Here is a 23,981-nt window from a genome sequence, read left to right on the forward strand (position 1 = left end):
AGCCTTCCACGCCTCACCGCCGGCCTCGCGCACTCGGTGCCGGACCAGGCGGCGCCGCACCGGGCGCCCCGCGCCGCCGCAGCGTCGGACGCCGGCGGCAGCCACGACCGTGACGCCCACGACCGTGACGGGCACGCCCGTGACGGGCACGCCCGTGACGGGCACGCCCCCGGGTGCGCCGACGAGCCGACGGCGCGGCCGCACGACGCGGCCGGGTGCGGCGGCCCGGCACCGGAGGGTCCGGTGAGCGCGCCCGGGGCGGTCATCACCCGCCGCAACCTCGGCAGCGGCGGCCCCGGCCACCCGGACCCCGGCCGCCCGCGCCTCGGCGGGGCCGCCGCCCAGATCGCGCTCGGCCTCGTCTGCGCGGGCTACACCACCGGTGCGTCCCTCGGCTGGGGCTCCCCCCGACTGGCGCTCTTCATGGGCGACTTCGGGCTCAGCGCCGCCGCGCTCACCGCCGCGGTCTCCTGCTTCCTCTACGGCCGCGGCCACCGCGGCAGCGCCCGCCCGGCCTGGCTGCTCTTCGCCTTCTCCTCCTTCATGGCGGCCGCGGGGAACGCCGTGTGGGGCTGGTACGAGGTCGTGCTCCGCACCGACGTGCCCGACTCCTCCGTCGCCGACCTCTGCTTCCTACTCTTCGCGCCGCCCGCCATCGTGGGCCTCCTCGTCCTCGCCAAGAAGCCCGTGACCCGGGCCGGCTGGGTGTGCCTGGGACTCGACGCCTGGCTCATCGGGGGCTCCCTGCTCACGCTCTCCTGGAGCCTCGCCCTCGCCCGCACCGCGCACTTCGAGGGCGAGTCCGTCGCCCAGGCCGCGCTGTCACTCGCGTACCCGCTGCTCGACATCGTGCTCGTCAGCATGGTCCTCGTCCTGCACTTCCGGCGCTCTCAGGCGAACCGCTCGGCGACGAACACCGCGATCGCCGCGCTCGCCCTCACCGTGCTGTGCGACGCCCTGTTCACCTCGCCGCTGCTCCGCGAGAACTACGCCTCCGGCCAGCTGCTCGACGCCGGCTGGTTCGCCGGCTCGCTGCTGCTGGCCTACGCGCCCTGGGGCGTGCGCCGGCCGCCGGACAGCGCGGCCACCGCGCGCGGCCCATGGCTCCACAGCCGCCCCGTCGCCGGCTCGCTCGCCGCCCTCACCCCGTACCTGGCCGCGGCGGTCTGCACCCTCGGCATTCTGTACAACGTCGTCGAGGGGCGCCGGGTCGACCGCGTCGTCGTCCTCACCGGCTGCACGGTGGTGCTCGCCCTCGTCGTGCGCCAGGGCATCATGCTCCTCGACAACATCGCCCTCACCCACGAACTGGCCCAGAAGGAGAACCACTTCAGGTCGCTCGTGCAGGGCTCCAGCGACGTCATCATGATCGCCGCGCCCACCGGGATACTCCGCTACGTCAGCCCGGCCGCCACCGGTGTGTACGGACGGGAGGCCGAGGACCTCGTCGGCTCCGAGCTCGCCTCCCTCATCCACCCCGAGGACCTCGGCGCCGTCGTCCACGAGGTGCGGCGCTTCCTGGCCGTCTCGCCCGCCGAGGAGCCCACCACCCGGATCGAATGCCGCTTCCGCTCGGGCCGCGGCGACTGGCTCAACGTCGAGTCGACCGTCAACCGGCACCAGGGCGGCCTGATCTTCAACAGCCGCGACGTCACCGAACGCGTCCGGCTCCAGGCCCAGTTGCAGCACAACGCCGAGCACGACCCGCTCACCGACCTGCCCAACCGGGCCCTCTTCACCCGGCGGGTCCGGCAGGCGCTCAGCGGCCGCCGCTCCTCCGACCCCGGCACCGCCGTGCTCTTCATCGACCTCGACGGCTTCAAGGGGGTCAACGACCGGCTCGGCCACCAGGCGGGGGACGACCTCCTCGTCCAGGCCGCCCGCCGCCTCCACGACTCCGTGCGGGCCGGGGACACCGCCGCCCGGCTCGGCGGCGACGAGTTCGCCGCCCTCATCCTCGGCGACGGCGGCCGCGACCGCACCGCTCGCCGCAACCAGGTCCAGGAGATCGCCGACCGGCTCCGGCTCACCCTCTCCCAGCCCTACCGCGTGGACGGCGGCAACGAGGTCCGGGTCGCCGCCTCCATCGGCGTCGCCTTCGCCGAACCAGGCATCGAGGCCGGCGACCTGCTGCGCAACGCCGACCTGGCCATGTACCGGGCCAAGGCCGCGGGCAAGGACCGCGTCGAGCTCTACGCCCCGCAGATGCAGGCCGAGGTCGTGCGCCGCACCGAGCTGGCGGCCCGGCTGCGCACCGCCCTCCACGACGGCGAGTTCGCCCTGCTCCACCAGCCGGTCGTCGACCTCGCCACCGGCCGCATCTCCGCCGTCAGCGCCCAGGCGCGCTGGCGCTCAAGCCAGGGCATCCTCTTCACCCCGGCCGAGTACCTCCGGGTCACCGACGACGGTGAGCGCACCGCCGAGCTCGGCCGCTGGCTCCTCGAGGAAGCCGTGGAGCAGGCCGCCGAGCGGGCGGGAATCGGCCACCGTACGCCCGTGTCCATCCGGCTCTCCGCCCGGCGCCTCCTCGACCGCTCGCTGCCGCTCGGCTCCGTCGAATCACTGCTCACCCGGCACGGGCTGCCGTCCGGCTCGCTGATCGTCGAGCTCGCCGACAGCGACCCCCGGACCTCCCTCGACGAGCTGGAACAGCGCCTGGTCACCCTGCGCCGCCTCGGGGTGCGGATCGCCCTCGACGGGTTCGGCAGCGGACACGTGGCGATCAACGCCCTGCGGAGGCTCCCCGTCGACATACTGAAACTGGACCGGGGACTCGTCGAGGGCGTGGTCGAGTCGGCCCGGCTCCGCAAGATCACCCGCGGGGTGCTGCGCATCGCCGGTGAGCTCGGCATGCAGACCGTCGCCGAGGGAGTCGACGTTCCGGAGCAGGTCGTCGCCCTGCGCGCGATGGGTTGCAGCCACGCCCAGGGCATGGCCTTCTCGGGCCCGCTCGACGAGTACCGCCTGCGCAGGGCCCTGGTGCGGGACGAGTACCCGCTGCCCGGAGCGGTGCCCGTGCGTGTCGGAAACCGTCCCCCGATCCGCTCAAATACTGAGACGCCTGTCCCACCCACTTGACAGTGGTGAGGGCGGAGAGGGAGGGTCAGTGCCATGCGCACCCGAATTCTCGTACTTGGAAAGCGCGTCGGCTGAAGCAGGGCCCCTGAGGCCCGCTGAGAACGCACCCGACGCGCTCCCCTCGCTTGCCTCACGGCACGAGGGGTTTTTTGTTGCACTGGCTCACCCCAAAAGCGTCCCAAACCCTCGCAAGAACCCTCTGCCTCGAGAAGAGAAGCTGATGACCGAGCAGGCCACCGGGCACCATCCGCAGCCGCGGCCCCGTAACGGCGCGCAGCCCGCCGCCACCGTCGAGCACGTCACGGGTGCGCAGTCCCTCATCCGTTCTCTCGAGGAAGTGGGCGCCGACACCGTCTTCGGCATCCCCGGCGGCGCGATCCTCCCCGCCTACGACCCGATGATGGACTCGCAGCGGGTGCGTCACATCCTCGTCCGGCACGAGCAGGGCGCGGGCCACGCCGCCACCGGTTACGCCCAGGCCACCGGCAAGGTCGGCGTCTGCATGGCGACCTCGGGTCCCGGCGCGACCAACCTGGTCACCCCGATCGCCGACGCCCACATGGACTCGGTCCCGCTCGTCGCGATCACCGGCCAGGTCGCCTCGAAGGCGATCGGCACGGACGCCTTCCAGGAGGCGGACATCTGCGGCATCACGATGCCGATCACCAAGCACAACTTCCTCGTCACCAAGGCCGAGGACATCCCGCGGACGATCGCCGAGGCCTTCCACATCGCCTCCACGGGCCGCCCGGGCCCGGTCCTGGTCGACATCGCCAAGGACGCCCTGCAGGCGAAGACCACCTTCAGCTGGCCGCCGCAGACCGACCTGCCCGGCTACCGCCCGGTGACCAAGCCGCACGCCAAGCAGATCCGCGAGGCCGCCAAGCTGATCAGCGCCGCCAAGCGGCCCGTCCTGTACGTCGGCGGCGGCGTCATCAAGGCCGGCGCCACCGCCGAGCTGAAGATCCTCGCCGAGCTGACCGGCGCCCCGGTCACCACCACCCTGATGGCGCTGGGCGCGTTCCCGGACAGCCACCCGCTGCACGTCGGCATGCCCGGCATGCACGGCGCGGTCACCGCCGTCACCGCGCTGCAGAAGGCCGACCTGATCGTCGCCCTGGGCGCCCGCTTCGACGACCGCGTCACCGGCAAGCTCGACAGCTTCGCCCCGTACGCCAAGATCGTCCACGCGGACATCGACCCCGCCGAGATCGGCAAGAACCGCGCCGCGGACGTCCCGATCGTCGGTGACGCCCGCGAGGTCATCGCCGACCTGGTCCAGGCCGTCCAGGCCGAGCACAGCGAGGGCAACAAGGGCGACTACAGCGCCTGGTGGAGCGACCTGAGCCGCTGGCGCGAGACCTACCCGCTCGGCTACGACCTGCCGGAGGACGGCAGCCTCTCGCCGCAGCAGGTCATCCAGCGCGTCGGCCAGCTCGCCCCCGAGGGCACGATCTTCGCCGCGGGCGTCGGCCAGCACCAGATGTGGGCCGCCCACTTCATCGACTACGAGCAGCCGGCCACCTGGCTGAACTCCGGCGGCGCCGGGACGATGGGTTACGCGGTCCCCGCCGCGATGGGCGCCAAGGCCGGCATGCCGGACCGCACCGTCTGGGCGATCGACGGCGACGGCTGCTTCCAGATGACCAACCAGGAGCTCACCACCTGCGCCCTGAACAACATCCCGATCAAGGTCGCCATCATCAACAACGGCGCCCTGGGCATGGTCCGTCAGTGGCAGACGCTCTTCTACAACCAGCGCTACTCGAACACCGTCCTGCACTCCGGCCCGGACGACATCCAGGCGAACAAGGGCACCCGCGTCCCCGACTTCGTCAAGCTCTCCGAGGCCATGGGCTGTGTCGCCCTGCGCTGTGAGGACCCGGCCGACCTGGACAAGGTCATCGCCGAGGCCAACGCCATCAACGACCGCCCGGTCGTGATCGACTTCATCGTCCACGAGGACGCCCAGGTCTGGCCGATGGTCGCCGCCGGCACCTCGAACGACGAGGTCATGGCCGCGCGGGGCGTCCGCCCCGACTTCGGCGACGGCGAAGACGACTGAGCGCGCAGAGCGAAAAGGAAGAGACCCAGACATGTCCACCAAGCACACGCTCTCCGTTCTCGTCGAGAACACGCCCGGCATCCTCGCCCGGATCGCCGCGCTGTTCTCCCGCCGCGGCTTCAACATCGACTCGCTCGCCGTGGGCGTCACCGAGCACCCCGACATCTCCCGCATCACCATCGTGGTCAATGTCGAGGACCTGCCCCTGGAGCAGGTGACCAAGCAGCTCAACAAGCTGGTCAACGTCCTGAAGATCGTCGAACTCGAGCCCAGCGCTGCGATCCAGCGCGAGCTCGTCCTGGTGAAGGTCCGCGCCGACAACGAGACCCGCTCCCAGATCGTCGAGATCGTGCAGCTGTTCCGCGCCAAGACCGTGGACGTCTCGCCCGAGGCGGTCACCATCGAGGCCACCGGTTCGAGTGACAAGCTCGACGCCATGCTCAAGATGCTGGAGCAGTTCGGCGTCAAGGAGCTCGTGCAGTCCGGCACGATCGCCATAGGGCGTGGCGCCCGGTCCATCACGGACCGGTCCCTGCGGGCCCTCGACCGCAGCGCCTGAGAGTCGTCGACGGTCAACCGCCGGTCCGTCCGGCGGTCCGACTGACGAGACCCGAAAACTTTCCTCCCGCTCCCCGCCGTACGGTGGGACGCAACACCAGCACCTCAAGGAGAATCCCAGTGGCCGAGCTGTTCTACGACGACGACGCCGACCTGTCCATCATCCAGGGCCGCAAGGTCGCGGTGATCGGTTACGGCAGCCAGGGCCACGCCCACGCGCTGTCGCTCCGTGACTCCGGTGTCGACGTCCGCGTCGGTCTGCAGGAGGGCTCGAAGTCCAAGGCCAAGGCCGAGGAGCAGGGCCTGCGGGTCGTCTCCGTCGCCCAGGCGGCGGAAGAGGCCGACCTCATCATGATCCTCACCCCGGACCCGATCCAGGCCCAGGTCTACGAGGAGTCCATCAAGGACCACCTGAAGGAGGGCGACGCGCTCTTCTTCGGCCACGGTCTGAACGTCCGCTACGGCTTCATCAAGGTGCCCGAGGGCATCGACGTCGCCCTGGTCGCCCCGAAGGGCCCGGGCCACCTGGTCCGCCGTCAGTACGAGGAGGGCCGCGGCGTTCCGTGCATCGCGGCCGTCGAGCAGGACGCGACGGGCAACGCCTTCGCGCTGGCGCTCTCGTACGCCAAGGGCATCGGCGGCACCCGCGCCGGCGTCATCAAGACGACCTTCACCGAGGAGACCGAGACCGACCTGTTCGGTGAGCAGGCCGTCCTCTGCGGTGGCACCGCGGCTCTGGTCAAGGCGGGCTTCGAGACCCTGACCGAGGCCGGCTACCAGCCGGAGATCGCGTACTTCGAGTGCCTCCACGAGCTGAAGCTCATCGTCGACCTCATGTACGAGGGCGGCCTGGAGAAGATGCGCTGGTCGGTCTCCGAGACCGCCGAGTGGGGCGACTACGTCACCGGCCCGCGGATCATCACCGACGCCACCAAGGCCGAGATGAAGAAGGTCCTCGCGGAGATCCAGGACGGCACCTTCGCCAAGGAGTGGATGGCCGAGTACCACGGCGGCCTGAAGAAGTACAACGAGTACAAGACCCAGGACGCCAACCACCTCCTGGAGACCACCGGCAAGGAGCTGCGCAAGCTCATGAGCTGGGTGAACGACGAGGAGGCGTAAGCCTTCGGGGTGGGGGCCGGACACACTGTCCGGCCCCTTCCCGCATCGTTGGACACCCCGTCCAACCACGGACGGGTGATCCTTCCAACGAGGCGCATGAAGTGCGCCGGTGCACCACTACACTTCTCAACAACATACGCGTCAGGCCCACAGCGTCGTGCGCTTTCACGCGGCAAGCCCCCTCCACCGCCTGCGGCCGTCGGGACGGCCGTCCGCACTGGACCTGTGAGGACTCACGTGAGCTCGAAACCTGTCGTACTCATCGCTGAAGAGCTGTCGCCCGCCACCGTCGACGCGCTGGGCCCGGACTTCGAGATCCGGCACTGCAACGGCGCCGACCGCGCCGAGCTGATCCCCGCCATCGCCGATGTGGACGCGATCCTGGTCCGCTCCGCGACCAAGGTCGACGCCGAGGCCATCGCCGCCGCCGGGAAGCTGCGGGTCGTCGCCCGCGCCGGTGTCGGCCTGGACAACGTCGACGTCTCCGCCGCCACCAAGGCCGGCGTGATGGTCGTCAACGCCCCGACCTCGAACATCGTCACCGCGGCCGAGCTCGCCTGCGGTCTGCTCGTCGCCACCGCGCGCAACATCCCGCAGGCCAACACCGCGCTGAAGAACGGCGAGTGGAAGCGCTCGAAGTACACGGGCGTCGAGCTGAGCGAGAAGACCCTCGGCGTCGTCGGCCTCGGCCGCATCGGCGTCCTGGTCGCCCAGCGCATGTCCGCGTTCGGTATGAAGATCGTCGCGTACGACCCCTACGTGCAGCCGGCCCGCGCCGCCCAGATGGGCGTGAAGCTCCTCGCCCTGGACGAGCTCCTCGAGGTCGCCGACTTCATCACCGTCCACCTGCCGAAGACCCCGGAGACCATCGGTCTCATCGGCGACGAGGCCCTGCACAAGGTCAAGCCCTCGGTCCGCATCGTCAACGCCGCGCGCGGCGGGATCGTGGACGAGGCGGCGCTGTACTCGGCGCTCAAGGAGGGCCGGGTCGCCGGAGCGGGCCTCGACGTGTACGCCAAGGAGCCCTGCACGGACTCCCCGCTCTTCGAGCTCGACCAGGTCGTCTGCACCCCGCACCTCGGCGCCTCCACGGACGAGGCCCAGGAGAAGGCCGGTATCGCGGTCGCCAAGTCGGTGCGCCTGGCGCTCGCGGGCGAGCTGGTCCCGGACGCGGTCAACGTCCAGGGCGGCGTCATCGCCGAGGACGTGAAGCCGGGTCTGCCGCTCGCCGAGAAGCTCGGCCGGATCTTCACCGCCCTCGCGGGCGAGGTCGCGGCCCGCCTCGACGTCGAGGTGTACGGCGAGATCACCCAGCACGACGTGAAGGTGCTCGAACTCTCCGCGCTCAAGGGCGTGTTCGAGGACGTGGTCGACGAGACCGTGTCGTACGTCAACGCCCCGCTGTTCGCGCAGGAGCGCGGTGTCGAGGTCCGTCTGACGACGAGCTCCGAGTCGCCCGACCACCGCAACGTGGTCACCGTGCGCGGCACCCTCTCGAACGGCGAGGAGGTCGCGGTCTCCGGCACGCTCGCCGGCCCCAAGCACCTCCAGAAGATCGTCGCGGTCGGCGACTACGACGTGGACGTGGCGCTCGCCGACCACATGGTCGTGCTGCGTTACGAGGACCGTCCGGGTGTCGTCGGCACCGTCGGCCGGATCCTCGGCGAGGCCGGTCTGAACATCGCCGGCATGCAGGTGGCGCGTGCCGAGGAGGGTGGCGAGGCGCTCGTCGTCCTCACCGTGGACGACACCGTCCCGGCCGCCGTGCTCGCGGAGATCGCGGAGGAGATCGGCGCGACCTCGGCCCGCTCGGTCAACCTGATCTGACGCTTGGGTCGCACCCCGTACCCGGTCGATAGACGCTCGTCTTACACAAGCGTCTACCGACCGGGTACAGTGCTGTCATGGGACACAAGGAAGACCTCCTCGAAGGCGCCAAGCGCTGCCTCCTGGAGAAGGGGTACGGGCGCACCACCGCGCGCGACATCGTCGCCGCCTCGGGCACCAACCTCGCCTCCATCGGCTACCACTACGGCTCCAAGGACGCCCTGCTCCAGCAGGCCTTCCTCGCCCTCACCGAGGAGTGGGGGGAGCAGGCCGGGGCCGCGGGCGCGGAGGGCGCCGAGGCGCTCCCGGCCGACCCGTACGAGCGCTTCCACGCCGTCTGGGAGCAGGTGATCGCCGCGGCCGGTGCGAGCCGGCCGGTCTGGAAGCTCCAGACCGAGGTGGTCACCCGCATCGACGACGACGAGAAGCTCCGCGAGGCCATCAAGGAACCCCAGCGCGAGGGCCGCCTCGGCATGGCCGAGGGCTTCCTCGGCATCGACCCGGAGCGGGACCCCGAGAAGGCCCGCGTCGCCGGACTGCTCTGCCAGGCCCTGGCGACCGGCGTGATGATCCAGTGGATGGTCGACCCGGAGACCGCGCCGAGCGCCGAGGACCTCACCGCCGGGCTCAAGGTCCTGATGGAGGAAGGCAGCTGAGGACCACCTTCGCGCGGGCGTGCCCCTCCTCGACGTACCGCAGGGCGCGGTCCGCCTCGGCCAGCGGGTAGGTGCGCCCGATCACCGGGGCGATCCCGCCGCTCTCGGCGAACTCCCGCAGTGCCGCAAGGTTCTCCCGCCGCGGCTCGGCCGTCGGGACGTGCAGCCGCCGGTCGGCGAACGTGGCGACCAGCCGGCCCTTGATGAGCAGCCCCATCGGCCCGAAGACGCTGCCGCCCTCGAAGACGCCCCCGCCGGACAGGACGAGCGCGCCGGTGGGGGAGAGGATCCGGCGGAGCTCGCCGAGCGAGCGGTTGCCCACCAGGTCGAACACGAGGTCGTAGCGGTCCTGGGAGGCGGTGAAGTCCTCCCGGGTGTAGTCGACGACCCGGTCCGCGCCGAGCCCCAGGACCAGCTGCCCGTTCCGGCTGCCGCACACCCCCGTCACCTCGGCGCCGAGCGCCTTCGCGAGCTGCACGGCGAAGGTGCCGACGCCTCCCGAGGCACCGTTGACGAGGACCTTCGCGCCCGGCCGCGCCCTGCCCAGGTCCCGCACCCCGATCAGGGCGGTGTTTCCCGCCAGCGGTATCGCCGCCGCCTCCGCGAAGCCCAGCCCGGCCGGCTTGAGCTCCGTCGCCGCGACCGGGGCGCACACGTACTCCGCGAAGGACCCGGGGGCCTCCCCGAAGACCTCGTCGCCGGGGCGCAGTTCGGTCACCCCGCCGCCCACGGCCTCGACCACGCCCGCGAAGTCCCGGCCCCGGATCCGCTCCTTCGGTCTTCTCAGCCCCAGGGCGAACCGTGCCACGTACGGATCGCCGCGCATCAGGTGCCAGTCCGCCGCGTTCACCGCGGCGGCGTGCACCCGGACGAGCACCTCGCGCTCGCCCGGCACCGGCCGCGCGACCTCCGTGAACTCCAGCACGTCCGCCGATCCGTACCGCTCCTGCACCCAGGCCCTCATGACGCCCCCTCAGTCCGTCCCCGGTCCCTCGGGAACGACAGTAGGGCGCCCGGCCGGCCGGGACCATCGGGGACGACCCGGAGCGATCCCCGACCGATCCCCGACCTTTCCCCGACGCGGGGGCTCACAGACGGGCGGACTTCAGCGACATGTGGAGCAGCAGCCGGTCCTCGCCGTCGTCCAGGTCGAGGCCCGTGAGCGCCTCCACCCGGGAGAGCCGGTAGTAGAGGGTCTGCCGGTGGATGCCCAGGGCCGCCGCCGCCCGGCCCGCCTGACCCGCGCTGTCGAGGAACACCTCTGCGGTGCGCGCCAGTTCGGCGTGGGCGGGGGCGAGGAGCGGGGCCACGACCGGGTCGACCTCGGGGTGGTACAGCGCCGCGAGCAGGCGGTACGGGCCGATCCCGGCCCACTCCGCGACCGGGCCGAGCGTCGGCTGCGCCGTCGCCGCGCGGGCTGCCGTGTTCGCCTCGCGCCAGGCCGCCGGGAGCTCCGTGAGGCCCCGGCGCGCGTTGGCGATCCCGGCGGGCGTCGTGCCTCGCAACCGGTCGGCCGCCTTGTGGGCGGGGGAGAGGTCCTCGGCCGTGCGGAGCCGTACGAGCGCGGCGAGCGCGTCGCCCTCCGGCAGCGTGGCGACCGCCGCCGCGCCGGGCACGGCCCGGACCGAGGGGGCCTCGCCCTGCCAGGGGGTCACGCACACGACGGCGTGCAGGCCGTCCGCGCTGGGGCCGAGGGCGGCCCGCAGCGCCGCGACGGCCATGTCGCTCTGCCAGCCGCGCCCGGCGGTGAGGACCGCCGCGAACTCGCGCGAGATGTCGGCGCCCGCCCGCTCCTCGTCGGCGAGGAGTTCCCCGATCCGGCCGGCGACCTCCATCGCCGCGGCGAGCCGCTCGTCCGAGGGGCCGGGCTCGGCGTCCAGGAGCCATACGTATCCGAGGACGACACCCCGATGGCGTACCGGCAGACAGATGCGGTCCCGGAAGACGCCCGCGTCCGGGGCGGCCGGGATGCGGACCGGGCCGGTCGCCCGGGTGATGCCGAAGCCCTCGAACCAGGCGCGGACCGCCGGGGTGGACCTGCGGGTGAGGATCGAGCGGGTCCTGACCGGGTCCATCACGGAGTCGTCGTCGCTGTCGTGCGCGCCGAAGGCGATCAGCCCGAAATCGCGGTTCTCCAGCGTCGCCGGTTCGCCGAGCAGCGCCGAGATCTCGTCGACCAGGTCCTGGTAATCGCCCTTCACGGACCCATTCTCGCACCCCCTCAGACATGTGTATGAGACGCCGCGCACGGATGCGTGACAGCTGTAGATGGCGCAGGATCGGAGCGATCCATAGGTTTCACGGTGGTTCTCCGTGCTGTTCCCGGTTCGTTCCCTTGATCCGGTTATGGCCCCGTCCTACCTTTGCCTTTTGGAGGTGCCCCGTGCTGGGTCCCGTGATCCTCGCCGCGTCGCGCAGCGACAAGATGCGCCGTCTCGTTTCGGCCGCCCCCGGGACCAAGCAGGTCGTCGCCCGCTTCATCGCCGGCGAGACGGTCGACGACGTCGTCCCGATCGTCTCCGAGCTGAGCGGCCGCGGCCTGGAGGTCACCCTCGACGTCGTCGGCGAGGACATCACCACCGTCGAGCAGTCGTACGCCGCCCGGGACGCCTACCTGGAGCTCATCGGCCGTCTCGAGGAGCTGGGCCTCGGCGCCCGCGCCGAGATGTCCGTGAAGCTGTCGATGTTCGGCCAGTCCCTGGAGAACGGCCACGAGCTGGCCCTCGCGAACGTCCGCCCGGTCGTCGCGGCCGCCGCCGAGATCGGCACCACCGTCACCCTGGACGCCGAGGACCACACCACCCTCGACTCGATGTTCGCCATCCACGAGGAGCTGCGGAAGGACTTCCCGCAGACCGGCTGCGTCATCCAGGCGTACCTCTTCCGCACGGAGGACGACGCCCGCCGCCTGGCCGCGAACGGCTCCCGCGTGCGCATCGTGAAGGGCGCCTACAAGGAGCCCGCCGAGGTCGCCATCCAGGACAAGCCCGAGATCGACAAGGCGTACGTCCGGATCATGAAGATCCTGATGGACGGCGAGGGCTACCCGATGATCGGCTCGCACGACCCGCGCCTGATCTCCATCGGCCAGGAGCTGGCCCGCCGCGCCGGCCGCAAGCTGGACGAGTACGAGTTCCAGATGCTGTACGGCATCCGCTCCGAGGAGCAGAACCGTCTCGCCGCCGAGGGCCACCGCATGCGCGTCTACACCGCGTACGGCACCGACTGGTACGGCTACTTCATGCGCCGCCTCGCGGAGAAGCCGGCCAACCTCCTCTTCTTCGTCCGCTCCATCCTCACCAAGGGCTGAGCCCCACCTCTCACAAGGAGTCACGAGCCTCATGGACGCTGTCACCCAGGTCCCCGCTCCGGTCAACGAGCCGGTGCACAGCTACGCCCCCGGTTCGCCCGAGCGTGCCCGCCTCGAGGTCAAGCTCAAGGAGCTGGCCGAGAACCCGCGCGAGCTGCCGATGACCATCGGCGGCGTGAAGCGCCTCGGCGGCGGCGAGGAGTTCAAGGTCGTCCAGCCGCACAACCACAAGGCCGTCATCGGCACCTTCCGCGGCGCCACCGAGCAGGACGCCCAGGACGCCATCGACGCCGCCCTGGCCGCAGCCCCGGCCTGGCGCGCGATGTCCTTCGACGACCGCGCCGCGATCATCCTGCGCGCCGCCGAGCTGCTCGCCGGCCCCTGGCGCGAGACGCTGGCCGCGTCGACCATGCTCGGCCAGTCGAAGACCGCCCAGCAGGCCGAGATCGACACCCCGTGCGAGCTCGTCGACTTCTGGCGCTTCAACGTGGCGTACGCCCGCCAGATCCTCGCCGAGCAGCCGCCGGCGAACTCCCCGGGTGTGTGGAACCGTCTGGACCACCGTCCGCTGGAGGGCTTCGTCTACGCGATCACCCCCTTCAACTTCACCGCCATCGCGGGCAACCTGCCCACCGCCCCCGCCCTCATGGGCAACGTGGTGGTCTGGAAGCCGTCCCCGACGCAGACCCACTCCGCCGTGCTCCTCATGGAGCTCCTGGAGGAGGCCGGCCTGCCGAAGGGCGTCATCAACCTGGTCACCGGCGACGGCATCGCCGTCTCCGAGGTGGCCCTGAACCACCGCGACCTGGCCGGCATCCACTTCACCGGCTCGACCAAGACCTTCCAGCACCTGTGGAAGACGGTCGGCAACAACATCGAGAAGTACCGCTCGTACCCGCGGATCGTCGGCGAGACCGGCGGCAAGGACTTCGTCGTCGCCCACCCCAGCGCCGACCGCGCCGTCCTGAAGACCGCGCTGAACCGCGGCTCCTTCGAGTTCCAGGGCCAGAAGTGCTCCGCGTCCTCCCGCGCGTACATCCCGGCGTCCATCTGGAACGACGGCTTCAAGGAGGAGTTCGCGGCCGAGATCGACGGCATCACCATGGGTGACGTCACCGACCTGTCGAACTTCATCGGCGCCGTCATCGACGAGCGGTCGTTCGCCAAGAACAAGGCGGCGATCGACCGTGCCGCGGCCGACCCGAGCTGCACGATCATCGCCGGCGGCACCTACGACGACTCGGTGGGCTACTTCGTCCGTCCGACCGTCATCGTCTGCGACGACCCGGAGAACGAGGTCTTCAAGGCCGAGTACTTCGGCCCGATCCTCGCGATCCACGTCTACGAGGACGACAAGTACGACGAGATGCTGACCCAGATGGAGTCGGTCTCGGACTACGCCCTCACCGGCTCGGTCATCTCCGGCGACCGTGCGGCCGCCGCGTACACGATGGAGAAGCTCCGCTTCGCCGCGGGCAACTTCTACATCAACGACAAGTCGACCGGCGCCGTCGTCGGCCAGCAGCCCTTCGGCGGCGGCCGCGCCTCCGGCACCAACGACAAGGCCGGTGCCCCGCAGAACCTGATGCGCTGGACGCTGACCCGCGCCATCAAGGAGACGCTGGTCCCGCCGACCGAGTACGGCTACCCGCACATGGGCTGACGCCCGCCCGCCGCGTGAGCGGCCCCTGATCACCGCCCCCCTCCTCTACCCCCAATTGAGGACGGGGGCGGTTCTCATTCCCCCACGTGACGCTTGAGGAAGTCGCCGATCAGCCCGGCGATCGCCGGCGCGTGGGTCTCCAGGGCGAAGTGGCCGGTGGGCAGGAGGTGGATCTCGGCGTCCGGGAGGTCGCGGCGGAAGGCCTCGGCGCCCGCCGGTACGAAGACCTGGTCGCCCGCGCCCCAGACGGCGAGGAGGGGGACGCGGGAGGTGCGGAAGTACTCCTGGAAGGCCGGGTAGAGGGCGAAGTTGGAGCCGTAGTCGGCGATCAGACCCAGCTGGATGTCGTCCTGGCCCTCGCGGGCCATCAGGGCGGCGTCGTGGTGCCAGGCGTCCGGGCTGAGGAGCTCGCGGTACTCGGCGGGGACGCCCGTCTCGTACTGCCACTTGATGCCGTCGAGGGAGCGGATGGCGCGGACCGGCTCCTCGGTCTCGGGGGTGCGCTCCTCGATGAGGGCGAGGACGGGGGCCCAGGCCTCGGCGCCGAGGCCCTCCTCGTAGGCGTTTCCGTTCTGGGTGACGATCGCGGTGATCCGCTCGGGGTGGGCGAGGGCGAGGCGCAGGCCGATGGGGGCGCCGTAGTCCTGGATGTAGAGCGCGAACCGGTCCAGTCCGAGGGCCTCGGTGAACTCGACGGTGAGCGCGGCCAGTTCGGCGAAGGTGTAGTCGAAGTCGGTGGCGGAGGGTGCGGCGCTGCGGCCGAAGCCCAGGTGGTCGGGGGCGATCAGCCGGTACGAGCCGGCGAGCAGGGGGATCAGGTCGCGGAACATGTGCGAGCTGGTGGGGAAGCCGTGCAGCAGGAGCAGGACGGGGGCGTCGGCCGGGCCGGCCTCGCGGTAGGCGATCTCGTGGCCCCGGACGGTGACGGTGCGGTGGTGGGTCGGCAGCACGGACATCTCTAACCCCTTAAGTGTCGCTCACTGGTTATAGGTGAACTCAAGCAGGGCAGGGGTAACCTGTCAATGGGGTGTGAGGGGTTAGGGTGGGGAAATGATTGTGAGGACCGCTCCCACCCATGACCTCGGTGCCGCCCGGCTCCGCTCCGTACGCGAGCTGCTCGACACCGCCTTCGAGGGCGACTTCTCCGACGACGACTGGGACCACACCCTCGGCGGCGTCCACGCCTGGATCGAGGACGGGCGGGGGCTCGCCGCCCACGGTGCCGTCGTGCAGCGCCGGGTGCTCCACCGGGGGCGCTCGTACCGCGTCGGATACGTCGAAGGGCTCGCCGTCCGGGGCGATCGCAGGCGACAGGGGCTCGGCGGCGCAGTGATGGCCGAGCTGGAACGGGTCATCGACGGGACGTACGCCTTCGGGGCGCTCAGCGCCTCCGACGCGGGGGCCGCGCTCTACCGGGCGCGCGGCTGGCGGATCTGGGAAGGGCGGCTCGACGCGCTCGGGCCCGAGGGGACCGTCCGCCTCGCCGAGGAGGAGGGCTCCGTCTTCCTGCGCCCCGCCGGCGGCCCGGCCCTGCCGGACCCCGCCGCCCCGCTGGTCTTCGACTGGCGGGACGGCGACGTGATGTGAGGGCGCGTCAGCCCCGGTTCCGGGCGCGGCCCGCGGCCGTCTCCAGGTGAGAGGTGTAGACGGCCGAGAACACGGAGACGACGGCGATGCTGATCGCGAGCCCCCCGGTGCCGAGCACCCCGACGAAGGAGGCCGCCAGCGCGCCTCCCACCAGGACGCACCAGGCGGCGAGCACCGCCTTGCCCCGACGGCTCAGGAACAGCCACCGCTGCGGGGTGGCCGGCGGGTTCCCCACGGTGCCGGCCGGGCCCGCGGTCGCCGCGCACGGCCGCTTGAAGTAGCCGTACACCAGCCACTCCCCGCACAGCTCCCAGCCCTCCGGCGTGAGTTCGTCGAGTACGCGGCTCCGCCGGCGCCCGGCGATCACCTCGCGGCGGTACTCCCAGCGCAGCGCCGACCCGGGCGACCGGCGGCAGACGAACCGGCCGACCGCGTCGAGCGACTCCACCTCCCAGCCCTGGCCGCCGTGGACGGCCAGCATCCGGCGGTCGTTGAAGAGGTCGGCGGTCCAGGTCCAGTTCTCCGCGCGCTCGTCCGGTTCGCCGGGCGCGGGTGCGAGGCCGCCGAGCTGCGCGGCGAACGCGGCGGCGGGGCCGAACTCCTCCTCCGGGGCCGTGCCCGTCTCCGCGAGGTGGGCCCGCAGGTCCTCGACGGTCGCGGCGATCTGCTCGTCCGGCACCTGTGCGGCGCGCAGCGAGCCGGAGAGCTCGGCGAAGTAGGCGTCGGTGGTCATCGTGTCGTTCCCCCTGGGCTGAGCATGGTCCGTACGGTGCGGTGGAAGGCCAGCCACGCCCCGCTCTCGGCGGTGAGCCGCTCCCGCCCGAGGGGCGTGAGCCGGTAGTAGCGCCGGCCGGGGCCGCGCTCGGCGGCGCGGAACTCCGCCTCCACGAGGCCGGCCTCCTCCAGGCGGTTCAGTACGGGATAGAGCGTCCCGCCCTTGATCTCGCCGAGTCCCGCCTCGGCGAGCGCCTTGGCGATCTCGTACCCGTAACTCTCGCCGTCGGTCAGGCGGGAGAGGACGAGCAGGTCGAGGACTCCCTTGAGCCAGCTGGATCTGCGGTCTGCGGCCATGGGGCCATTGGATCACCAGCTAGGTAGGAATGCAATCTAGATAGTGATGGGGTGGTCGTGATGCCGGAACTGTCCCTGATCGGAGCACCGCCCTCGATGGAGATCGCCCGTCCCGGTCCGGACCGCCCCACCCGGTCGGTGGGCTGCGTCACCACCCCTGAGCTGGTGAAATCCCTCGCCGTGAGGTCGCTCATCCGCGAGCTGCGGGCCACGGAGAGTTGAGTGCTGTCTCAGATAGTAGGAAGTCCGAGTAATTGTGGAGACAGATGAGGAGGCCTGCCCTAGCTTTGTAGAAGCCGAACGTCTCGCTTCATCAAGCGAATGGCGGTCGAGAGCGCGACGCCCTGTGCAGGCAACCCCTGCGGCGGCGCTCCCCGCCCCTTCCGGCGCCTTCGATCACCACTGATCTCCGCACATCCGGATCACCACTGATCTCAAGGAGTCGATCCCCCATGGCCGCTCAGACCGCCCGCCGCGTCCGCCACTCCGCCAACCGTCCCAGCGACGAGGCCCGCCAGAACGCCGCCGCCGCCCTCCAGCGCGCCCTCGACCGCCGTGACAACGGCGGCTCCACCGGCCACTGATACCCCGCTCGTCCGACATGGCGCTTCGTCCACATGGTGGACGAGACGTGTCAGACGATGGGACGAAGAGTAGGGTGCCGACATGTCTCACAGCATCAATCTCGCAGTCATTCCCGGCGACGGCATCGGCCAGGAGGTCGTGGCCCAGGGCCTCAAGATCCTCTCGGCCGTCCTTCCCCAGGACGTGAAGCTGGAGACCGAGGAGTACGACTTCGGCGCCAAGCGGTACCACGCCACCGGCGAGACCCTCACCGACGCCGACCTCGACTCCCTCAAGAAGCACGACGCCATCCTGCTCGGCGCCATCGGCGACCCGTCGGTGCCGTCCGGCGTCCTGGAGCGCGGCTTCCTGCTGAAGCTCCGCTTCGCCTTCGACCACCACGTGAACCTGCGTCCCTCGAAGCTGCTCCCCGGCGTCGCCACCCCGCTCGCCGGGCAGCCCGAGATCGACTTCGTCGTGGTCCGCGAGGGCACCGAGGGCCCGTACACGGGCAACGGCGGCACCATCCGCAAGGGCACCGAGCACGAGGTCGCCACCGAGGTCTCGGTCAACACCGCCTTCGGTGTCGAGCGCGTGGTCCGGGACGCCTTCGCCCGCGCCCAGGCCCGTCCGCGCAAGAAGCTGACGCTGGTCCACAAGAACAACGTGCTGACCTTCGCCGGCCACCTCTGGACGAACATCTTCAACAAGGTCGCGGCCGAGTTCCCCGAGGTCACGACCGACTACCTGCACGTCGACGCCGCGACGATCTTCCTCGTCACCGACCCGGCCCGCTTCGACGTGATCGTCACCGACAACCTCTTCGGCGACATCATCACCGACCTCGCCGCTGCCGTCTCCGGCGGCATCGGCGTCGCCGCCTCCGGCAACATCAACCCGAGCGGCGCGTTCCCGTCCATGTTCGAGCCGGTCCACGGCTCCGCGCCGGACATCGCGGGCCAGGGCAAGGCCGACCCCACGGCCACCGTCCTCTCCGTCGCCCTCCTGCTCCGCCACCTCGGCTACGAGGCCGAGGCCGCCCGGGTCGAGGAGGCCGTCGCCGCCGACCTCACCGAGCGCGGCGACAGCGTCCGCACCACGGACGAGATCGGCGACGCGCTCGCCGCGCGAGTAGCGAGCTGACCCGCGCCGACTGACATCAGCAGCAGCCGCCGGGTCGCATTCAGCGCCCGGCGGCTGTCCTCTGCGCGGCCGCCGGGGGCTCCCCCGAACTCCGGACCGCGCTCACCCGTTTTCCGCAGCGGTTCCCACGGGCGATAATCGAACGTGGGGCCGCGGCATACGGGCATGCCCGGACGCCGCCTCGTCAGGGACACACGTCCCCGGCGGTGACGTGCGCGCGCGGTCCTCCCCATCACAACCGGTGAAGGACACGCACTCATGACGACGCCCACGATCGAGCTCAAGCCCTCCTCCAGCCCGCTGTCCGCCGCGGAGCGCGAGGCGATCCTGGCCAACCCGGGATTCGGCCGCCACTTCACCGACCACATGGTCACCATCCGGTGGACCGAGGGCCGCGGCTGGCACGACGCCCAGCTCGTGCCGTACGGTCCGCTCTCCCTGGACCCCGCCACGAACGTCCTGCACTACGCGCAGGAGATCTTCGAGGGCCTGAAGGCCTACCGCCGCCCCGACGGCTCGGTCGCCACCTTCCGTCCCGACGCCAACGCCCGCCGTTTCCAGCGCTCCGCGCACCGTCTCGGCATGCCCGAGCTGCCGGTCGAGACCTTCGTCGAGGCCTGTGACGTCCTCGTCCGGCACGACGAGGCCTGGGTTCCGGCGCACGGCGGCGAGTCCTCGCTCTACCTGCGTCCGTTCATGATCGCGACCGAGGTGGGCCTGGGCGTCCGCCCGGCCAACGAGTACCTCTTCGTCGTCATCGCCTCGCCGGCCGGCCCGTACTTCCCCGGCGGTGTGAAGCCCGTCTCCATCTGGGCCTCGGAGGACCGCGTCCGCGCCGTCCCCGGCGGCATGGGCGACGCGAAGACCGGCGGCAACTACGCGGCCTCCCTGCTCGCGCAGGCCGAGGCGGCGGCCAAGGGCTGCGACCAGGTCTGCTACCTCGACGCGGTCGAGCACAAGTGGGTCGAGGAACTCGGCGGCATGAACCTGTACTTCGTGTACGGCGCTGCGTCCAACGAGAAGCCGAAGATCGTCACCCCGACCCTCACCGGCTCCATCCTGGAGGGCATCACCCGCGACTCGCTCCTCCGGCTCGCCGAGGACCTCGGCTACGAGCCCGAGGAGGGTCGCGTCTCCATCGACCAGTGGCAGGCCGACACCGAGAACGGCACCCTCACCGAGGTCTTCGCCTGCGGCACCGCCGCCGTCATCACCCCGGTCGGCACGGTCAAGTCCGCCCGGGGCGAGTGGCAGCAGTCGGGCGGCGAGCCCGGCGAGGTCACGATGAAGCTGCGCGAGGCGCTGCTCGCCATCCAGACCGGGAAGTCCGAGGACGTCCACGGCTGGATGCACGAGCTCGGCAAGTAGGAGCCGCTCCCGCTGGGAGTTACTCCGTCGCCGCCAGGGCTTCCGGGACCGTCGCCACGGTCTCGGGGGCCCTGTTCGGCGTCAGGACGGCGTACAGCGCGCCGCCCACGATCCCCGAGAACACGAAGCTGCAGTCGATCCCGCCCGTCAGGGCGAGCAGCGGCCCCTCGTAGAGCGGCGTCGACACCGCGGCCAGGCCGACGGCCGCGCCGATCGCCCAGGAGACGGTGGCGCGCGGGTGCCAGCCCGCCGAGAACCAGTAGATCCCGCCGCGCGAGCGGTTGTTGAAGACCTGGAGCGCCTCCGGGTCGTACGTCCCGCCGCAGCGCGCGTGCCCGATCAGGGTGATCACCGCCCACGGCGTGCCGATCGCGGTGAGCAGCAGCACGAACGAGGTCATCGCCGTCTGGGCGTCCGAGGCGAAGTGGCCGAGGAAGACGAAGGCCGTCGCCACCGCCGCGACCACGAGGGTGGCACGCGCGCGCGTGGCCTTGGGCAGGATCGCGTCGAGGTCGAGCCCCATCGAGTACAGCATCAGACCGGCGTTGCCGACGGAGCCGGCGGTGGCGGCGACGAACAGCGGTACGAGGTACCAGACCGGGGACGCCTCGACGAGCGGGCCCGCGTAGTCCAGGCCGCCGCGCGCCGCCAGGGCGGTGAACGTGCCGAAGAGCTGCGGCACGAGCAGACCCACCGTCAGCCCCAGGCAGGTCGCCCGGAACACGGTCTTCGTGCTGTGCCGCTCGGGGGAGACGTACCGGGTGTAGTCGCCGAGCAGGGTGATGAAGGCGACCGGTCCGCTGAGGCCCGCCGCGACGGCGGAGAGCAGCCAGGTCGGCCAGAAGGAGCCGAGCAGGTACGGGGTGTCCGGCACCGCGGCCGTCGTGAAGTCCCCGGCGTAGGCGGCCAGGCCGACGGCGAGGAGCACCGTCATGCCGATCGCGAGCGCCTTGCTGAGCCGGAGCAGCAGCCGGTAGCCGTACACCGCGCCCACCACGGTGCAGGCGGCCAGGACCGCGTAGACGGCGGCGTGGGCCGCGCCGCCGGTCGGCAGGCCGATCAGGCGGGCGAGTGTGCCCACCATCACGTCGCCGCCGATCCAGAGGGTCAGCGCGGTGTAGCCGAGCGAGAGCAGCAGCCCGACCACGGAGCCGACGAGCCGGCCGCGGACGCCGAAGAAGGCGCCGGAGGAGGTGGAGAGGTTGGTCGCGGTACGGAGGGACACGAGCGCGAGCGGGGCGGTGACCGCGACGCCGACGAGGGTGCCGGTGACGACGGAGGTCACCGAGGCCCAGAAGCCGAGTCCGAAGGAGACCGGCAGCCAGCCGAAGACGATCACCCCCAGACAGAGGTTGGATCCGAGCAGGATCGAGATGAGGTCGCGGGGGCCGCTGGTGCGTTCGGCCTCGGGGATGGTGTCGACTCCGCGCTGTTCTATCGGCATGAGGACTCCCTGCGGGGGCGGACGGGACAAATTTAGAGCGGCGCTCAATGTGACCTACGCCTGTCGGCGACGTCAATGCTTGGAAGCTTGCGTCTCAACATTTAGAGTGTCGCTCAAACGTGTCGGAAATGCAGGAGGTGTTTGGGGCGTGCGACTGACCCCCACGGAACGCGATCGGCTGCTGCTCTTCGGCGCCGCCGAGCTCGCCCGCGCCCGCAGGGCCCGTGGCCTGCGGCTCAACGTGCCCGAGGCGACGGCCCTCATCGCGGACACCGTCTGCGAGGCGGCCCGCGACGGCAAGCGACTCGCCGAGGCCATCGAGGCGGCCCGCTCCGTCCTCGGCCCCGACGACGTCCTGCCCGGCGTCGCCGACGTCGTCACCGAGGTCCACGTCGAGGCCGTCTTCGACGACGGCTCGCGGCTCGCGGTCGTCTCCGCCCCGATCGGTGGCGGCGGCCTGGGCGCCGAGGCGCCGGGCGCGCTGCTGCCCGGTCCCGCGTACGAGGAGGCCGAACCGGCGCTCGTCGTACACGTCCGGAACACGGCGACGGTCCCGGTGAGCGTCACCTCCCACTTCCACTTCTTCGAGGTCAACCCGCGCCTCGACTTCGACCGGGCCGCCGCCTACGGCATGCGGCTCGCCATCCCGGCCGGAGCCTCCTTCCGCTTCGACCCGGGCGGCGAGGCCGAGGTCGGGCTCGTGCCGATCGGCGGCGCCCGCGTCGCCATCGGCTTCGCGGGCCTGGTCGACGGCCCGCTGGACGCGCCCGGCGCGCGGGAAGAGGCCCTGCGCAGGGCGCGGGCGTGCGGCTACCTGGGAATCGAGGACGACTGATGGACCCCTACGAGTACGCGTCCGTGCACGGCCCGCGCGCCGGCGACCGGGTCGTCCTGGGCGACTCCGGACTCGTCGTCCGTGTCGAGTCGGACTCCCAGAAGCCCGGTGACGAGTTCCTCGCCGGCTTCGGCAAGACCGCCCGCGACGGCCTCCACCTCAAGGCCGCGGCCGTCCGCGAGACCTGCGACGTCGTGATCAGCAACGTCCTGGTCATCGACGCCGTGCAGGGCATCCGCAAGGTGTCCATCGGCATCCGCGAGGGCCGGATCCACGCGATCGGGCGGGCCGGCAACCCCGACACCCTCGACGGCGTCGACGTCGTCGTCGGCACCGGCACCTCGATCGTCTCCGGGGAGGGCCTCATCGCCACCGCCGGAGCCGTCGACACCCACGTCCACCTCCTGTCCCCGCGGATCATGGAGGCCTCGCTCGCGAGCGGCGTCACCACGATCATCGGCCAGGAGTTCGGCCCCGTCTGGGGCGTCGGCGTCAACTCGCCCTGGGCCCTCAAGCACGCCTTCAGCGCCTTCGACGCCTGGCCGGTCAACATCGGCTTCCTGGCCCGCGGCTCCTCCTCGGACCCGGCGCCGCTCGTCGAGGCGCTCGCCGAGGGCGGTGCCTCGGGCTTCAAGGTCCACGAGGACATGGGCGCCCACACCCGGGCCCTCGACACCGCCCTGCGGGTCGCCGAGGAGCACGACGTCCAGGTCGCGCTGCACTCGGACGGCCTCAACGAGTGCCTCTCCGTGGAGGACACCCTCCGCGTCCTGGAAGGCCGTACGATCCACGCCTTCCACATCGAGGGCTGCGGCGGCGGACACGTCCCCAACGTCCTGAAGATGGCGGGCGTGCCGAACGTCATCGGCTCCTCCACCAACCCCACCCTGCCCTTCGGCCGCGACGCGGTCGCCGAGCACTACGGGATGATCGTCTCCGTCCACGACCTGAAGACCGACCTCCCGGGCGACGCCGCCATGGCGCGCGACCGGATCCGGGCCGGGACCATGGGTGCGGAGGACGTCCTGCACGACCTCGGCGCGATCGGGATCACCTCCTCCGACGCGCAGGGGATGGGAAGGGCCGGCGAGACCGTACGCCGGACCTTCGCCATGGCCGGGAAGATGAAGGCCGAGCTGGGCCCGATGGAGGGGGACGGCGCACACGACGACAACGCGCGCGTCCTCCGCTACATCGCCAAGCTCACCATCAACCCGGCGATCGCCCACGGCCTCGCCCACGAGATCGGCTCGATCGAGGTCGGGAAGATGGCCGACATCGTGCTCTGGCGCCCGCAGTTCTTCGGCGCCAAGCCGCAGATGGTCATCAAGAACGGCTTCCCCGCGTGGGGGGTCGTGGGCGATCCGAACGCCGCCACCGACACCTGTGAACCGCTCGTCCTCGGACCGCTGTTCGGCGCCCACGGAGCGACCCCGGCCGACATCTCCGTCGCCTTCGTCGCCCAGGCCGCCGTCGACCTCGGCTCCGACGTGATGCCGACCCGCCGCCGCCGGGTGGCCGTGCGCGGCACCCGCGGCATCGGCCCCGCCGACCTGGCCTTCAACTCCCGCGTCGGCGACGTGCAGGTCGACGGCCGGACGGGCCTCGTCTCGCTCGACGGCTCCCCGATCCGCTCCGAGGCGGCCGAGTCCGTCTCCCTCAACCGCCTCTACTTCCTCTAGGACCTGAC

General features: G+C 71.4%; 21 protein-coding genes. 15 read left to right on the forward strand and 6 right to left on the reverse strand.

All coding sequences use genetic code 11. The features are described 5' to 3' along the window. Window positions 1–243: 243 nt before the first annotated feature. From ACF07V_RS23240 to ACF07V_RS23265, 6 genes are all read left to right on the forward strand, one after another. Complete coding sequence (locus tag ACF07V_RS23240; protein WP_392156790.1) at window positions 244–3,078, forward strand: putative bifunctional diguanylate cyclase/phosphodiesterase; 2,835 nt, start codon at window positions 244–246, stop codon at window positions 3,076–3,078. Between the two features lie 220 nt (window positions 3,079–3,298). Then, the gene (locus ACF07V_RS23245) at window positions 3,299–5,143 is read left to right on the forward strand and encodes an acetolactate synthase large subunit (protein ID WP_392156791.1); all 1,845 of its coding nucleotides are present in this window, start codon (window positions 3,299–3,301) and stop codon (window positions 5,141–5,143) included. A 31-nt stretch (window positions 5,144–5,174) separates the two neighbouring features. Continuing rightward, the gene (gene ilvN / locus ACF07V_RS23250) at window positions 5,175–5,702 is read left to right on the forward strand and encodes an acetolactate synthase small subunit (RefSeq protein WP_030222540.1); all 528 of its coding nucleotides are present in this window, start codon (window positions 5,175–5,177) and stop codon (window positions 5,700–5,702) included. A gap of 119 nt (window positions 5,703–5,821) precedes the next feature. Beyond that, window positions 5,822–6,823, forward strand: coding sequence for a ketol-acid reductoisomerase (gene ilvC, locus ACF07V_RS23255; protein WP_123455533.1), 1,002 nt, complete (start codon window positions 5,822–5,824; stop codon window positions 6,821–6,823). Between the two features lie 237 nt (window positions 6,824–7,060). After that, window positions 7,061–8,650: a phosphoglycerate dehydrogenase gene (gene serA, locus ACF07V_RS23260; protein WP_392156793.1), complete on the forward strand. Its 1,590-nt coding sequence runs from the start codon at window positions 7,061–7,063 to the stop codon at window positions 8,648–8,650. Window positions 8,651–8,727: 77 nt separating this feature from the next. Continuing rightward, entirely contained in the window at window positions 8,728–9,306 is a 579-nt protein-coding gene (locus ACF07V_RS23265) for a TetR/AcrR family transcriptional regulator (RefSeq protein WP_392156795.1), read from the forward strand. Here ACF07V_RS23265 and ACF07V_RS23270 read toward each other — a convergent pair. Both ACF07V_RS23270 and ACF07V_RS23275 read right to left on the reverse strand, forming a co-directional pair. Beyond that, window positions 9,278–10,270, reverse strand: a complete 993-nt coding sequence (locus ACF07V_RS23270) for an NAD(P)-dependent alcohol dehydrogenase (protein WP_392156796.1) — start codon at window positions 10,268–10,270, stop codon at window positions 9,278–9,280. The genes ACF07V_RS23265 and ACF07V_RS23270 overlap by 29 nt on opposite strands. A 124-nt stretch (window positions 10,271–10,394) precedes the next feature. Further along, a complete protein-coding gene (locus ACF07V_RS23275; RefSeq protein ID WP_392156798.1) occupies window positions 10,395–11,507 on the reverse strand; it encodes a PucR family transcriptional regulator in 1,113 nt (370 codons plus the stop codon). Window positions 11,508–11,689: 182 nt separating this feature from the next. On the opposite strand from ACF07V_RS23275, the gene ACF07V_RS23280 reads away from it, so the two are divergent. Both ACF07V_RS23280 and pruA read left to right on the forward strand, forming a co-directional pair. Beyond that, window positions 11,690–12,616: a proline dehydrogenase family protein gene (locus ACF07V_RS23280; RefSeq protein ID WP_392156799.1), complete on the forward strand. Its 927-nt coding sequence runs from the start codon at window positions 11,690–11,692 to the stop codon at window positions 12,614–12,616. 31 nt (window positions 12,617–12,647) lie between these two features. After that, window positions 12,648–14,279 carry an L-glutamate gamma-semialdehyde dehydrogenase gene (pruA, locus tag ACF07V_RS23285; protein ID WP_392156800.1) on the forward strand — a complete coding sequence of 544 codons (1,632 nt, stop codon included), beginning with the start codon at window positions 12,648–12,650 and terminating at the stop codon, window positions 14,277–14,279. 74 nt (window positions 14,280–14,353) lie between these two features. Here the strand turns inward: pruA and ACF07V_RS23290 are convergent, their stop codons facing one another. After that, window positions 14,354–15,235 carry an alpha/beta fold hydrolase gene (locus ACF07V_RS23290; RefSeq protein ID WP_392156802.1) on the reverse strand — a complete coding sequence of 294 codons (882 nt, stop codon included), beginning with the start codon at window positions 15,233–15,235 and terminating at the stop codon, window positions 14,354–14,356. A gap of 94 nt (window positions 15,236–15,329) precedes the next feature. Here ACF07V_RS23290 and ACF07V_RS23295 point away from each other — a divergent pair, with 94 nt between their 5' ends. Then, window positions 15,330–15,866, forward strand: coding sequence for a GNAT family N-acetyltransferase (locus tag ACF07V_RS23295; protein ID WP_392156803.1), 537 nt, complete (start codon window positions 15,330–15,332; stop codon window positions 15,864–15,866). A 7-nt stretch (window positions 15,867–15,873) separates the two neighbouring features. Here ACF07V_RS23295 and ACF07V_RS23300 read toward each other — a convergent pair whose 3' ends face one another. Both ACF07V_RS23300 and ACF07V_RS23305 read right to left on the reverse strand, forming a co-directional pair. Further along, complete coding sequence (locus tag ACF07V_RS23300) at window positions 15,874–16,599, reverse strand: hypothetical protein (RefSeq protein WP_392156804.1); 726 nt, start codon at window positions 16,597–16,599, stop codon at window positions 15,874–15,876. Next, window positions 16,596–16,937 carry a PadR family transcriptional regulator gene (locus tag ACF07V_RS23305; RefSeq protein WP_392156806.1) on the reverse strand — a complete coding sequence of 114 codons (342 nt, stop codon included), beginning with the start codon at window positions 16,935–16,937 and terminating at the stop codon, window positions 16,596–16,598. The genes ACF07V_RS23300 and ACF07V_RS23305 overlap by 4 nt, the downstream gene beginning before the upstream one ends. A gap of 60 nt (window positions 16,938–16,997) precedes the next feature. On the opposite strand from ACF07V_RS23305, the gene ACF07V_RS23310 reads away from it, so the two are divergent. The 4 genes from ACF07V_RS23310 (at window position 16,998) to ACF07V_RS23325 (ending at window position 20,012) form a co-directional block, all read left to right on the forward strand. Beyond that, complete coding sequence (locus tag ACF07V_RS23310; RefSeq protein ID WP_392156807.1) at window positions 16,998–17,159, forward strand: hypothetical protein; 162 nt, start codon at window positions 16,998–17,000, stop codon at window positions 17,157–17,159. Window positions 17,160–17,389: 230 nt separating this feature from the next. Continuing rightward, complete coding sequence (locus ACF07V_RS23315) at window positions 17,390–17,521, forward strand: hypothetical protein (RefSeq protein WP_256341282.1); 132 nt, start codon at window positions 17,390–17,392, stop codon at window positions 17,519–17,521. 82 nt (window positions 17,522–17,603) lie between these two features. After that, entirely contained in the window at window positions 17,604–18,644 is a 1,041-nt protein-coding gene (locus ACF07V_RS23320) for a 3-isopropylmalate dehydrogenase (protein ID WP_392156809.1), read from the forward strand. Between the two features lie 258 nt (window positions 18,645–18,902). Further along, on the forward strand, window positions 18,903–20,012 hold the full coding sequence (locus tag ACF07V_RS23325; protein WP_392156811.1) for a branched-chain amino acid aminotransferase: 1,110 nt from the start codon (window positions 18,903–18,905) through the stop codon (window positions 20,010–20,012). Window positions 20,013–20,031: 19 nt separating this feature from the next. Here ACF07V_RS23325 and ACF07V_RS23330 read toward each other — a convergent pair whose 3' ends face one another. Further along, window positions 20,032–21,456 (reverse strand): cytosine permease, encoded by a 1,425-nt coding sequence (locus ACF07V_RS23330; protein WP_392156813.1) that lies wholly within the window; start codon window positions 21,454–21,456, stop codon window positions 20,032–20,034. 148 nt (window positions 21,457–21,604) lie between these two features. Between ACF07V_RS23330 and ureA the strand changes: the two genes are divergently transcribed. Further along, complete coding sequence (ureA, locus tag ACF07V_RS23335) at window positions 21,605–22,291, forward strand: urease subunit gamma (RefSeq protein WP_392156815.1); 687 nt, start codon at window positions 21,605–21,607, stop codon at window positions 22,289–22,291. After that, on the forward strand, window positions 22,291–23,973 hold the full coding sequence (locus ACF07V_RS23340; protein ID WP_392156817.1) for an urease subunit alpha: 1,683 nt from the start codon (window positions 22,291–22,293) through the stop codon (window positions 23,971–23,973). The genes ureA and ACF07V_RS23340 overlap by 1 nt, the downstream gene beginning before the upstream one ends. Window positions 23,974–23,981: the final 8 nt, after the last annotated feature.

The organism is Streptomyces sp. NPDC015661, assembly GCF_043077765.1.
Lineage (GTDB): Bacteria > Actinomycetota > Actinomycetes > Streptomycetales > Streptomycetaceae > Streptomyces.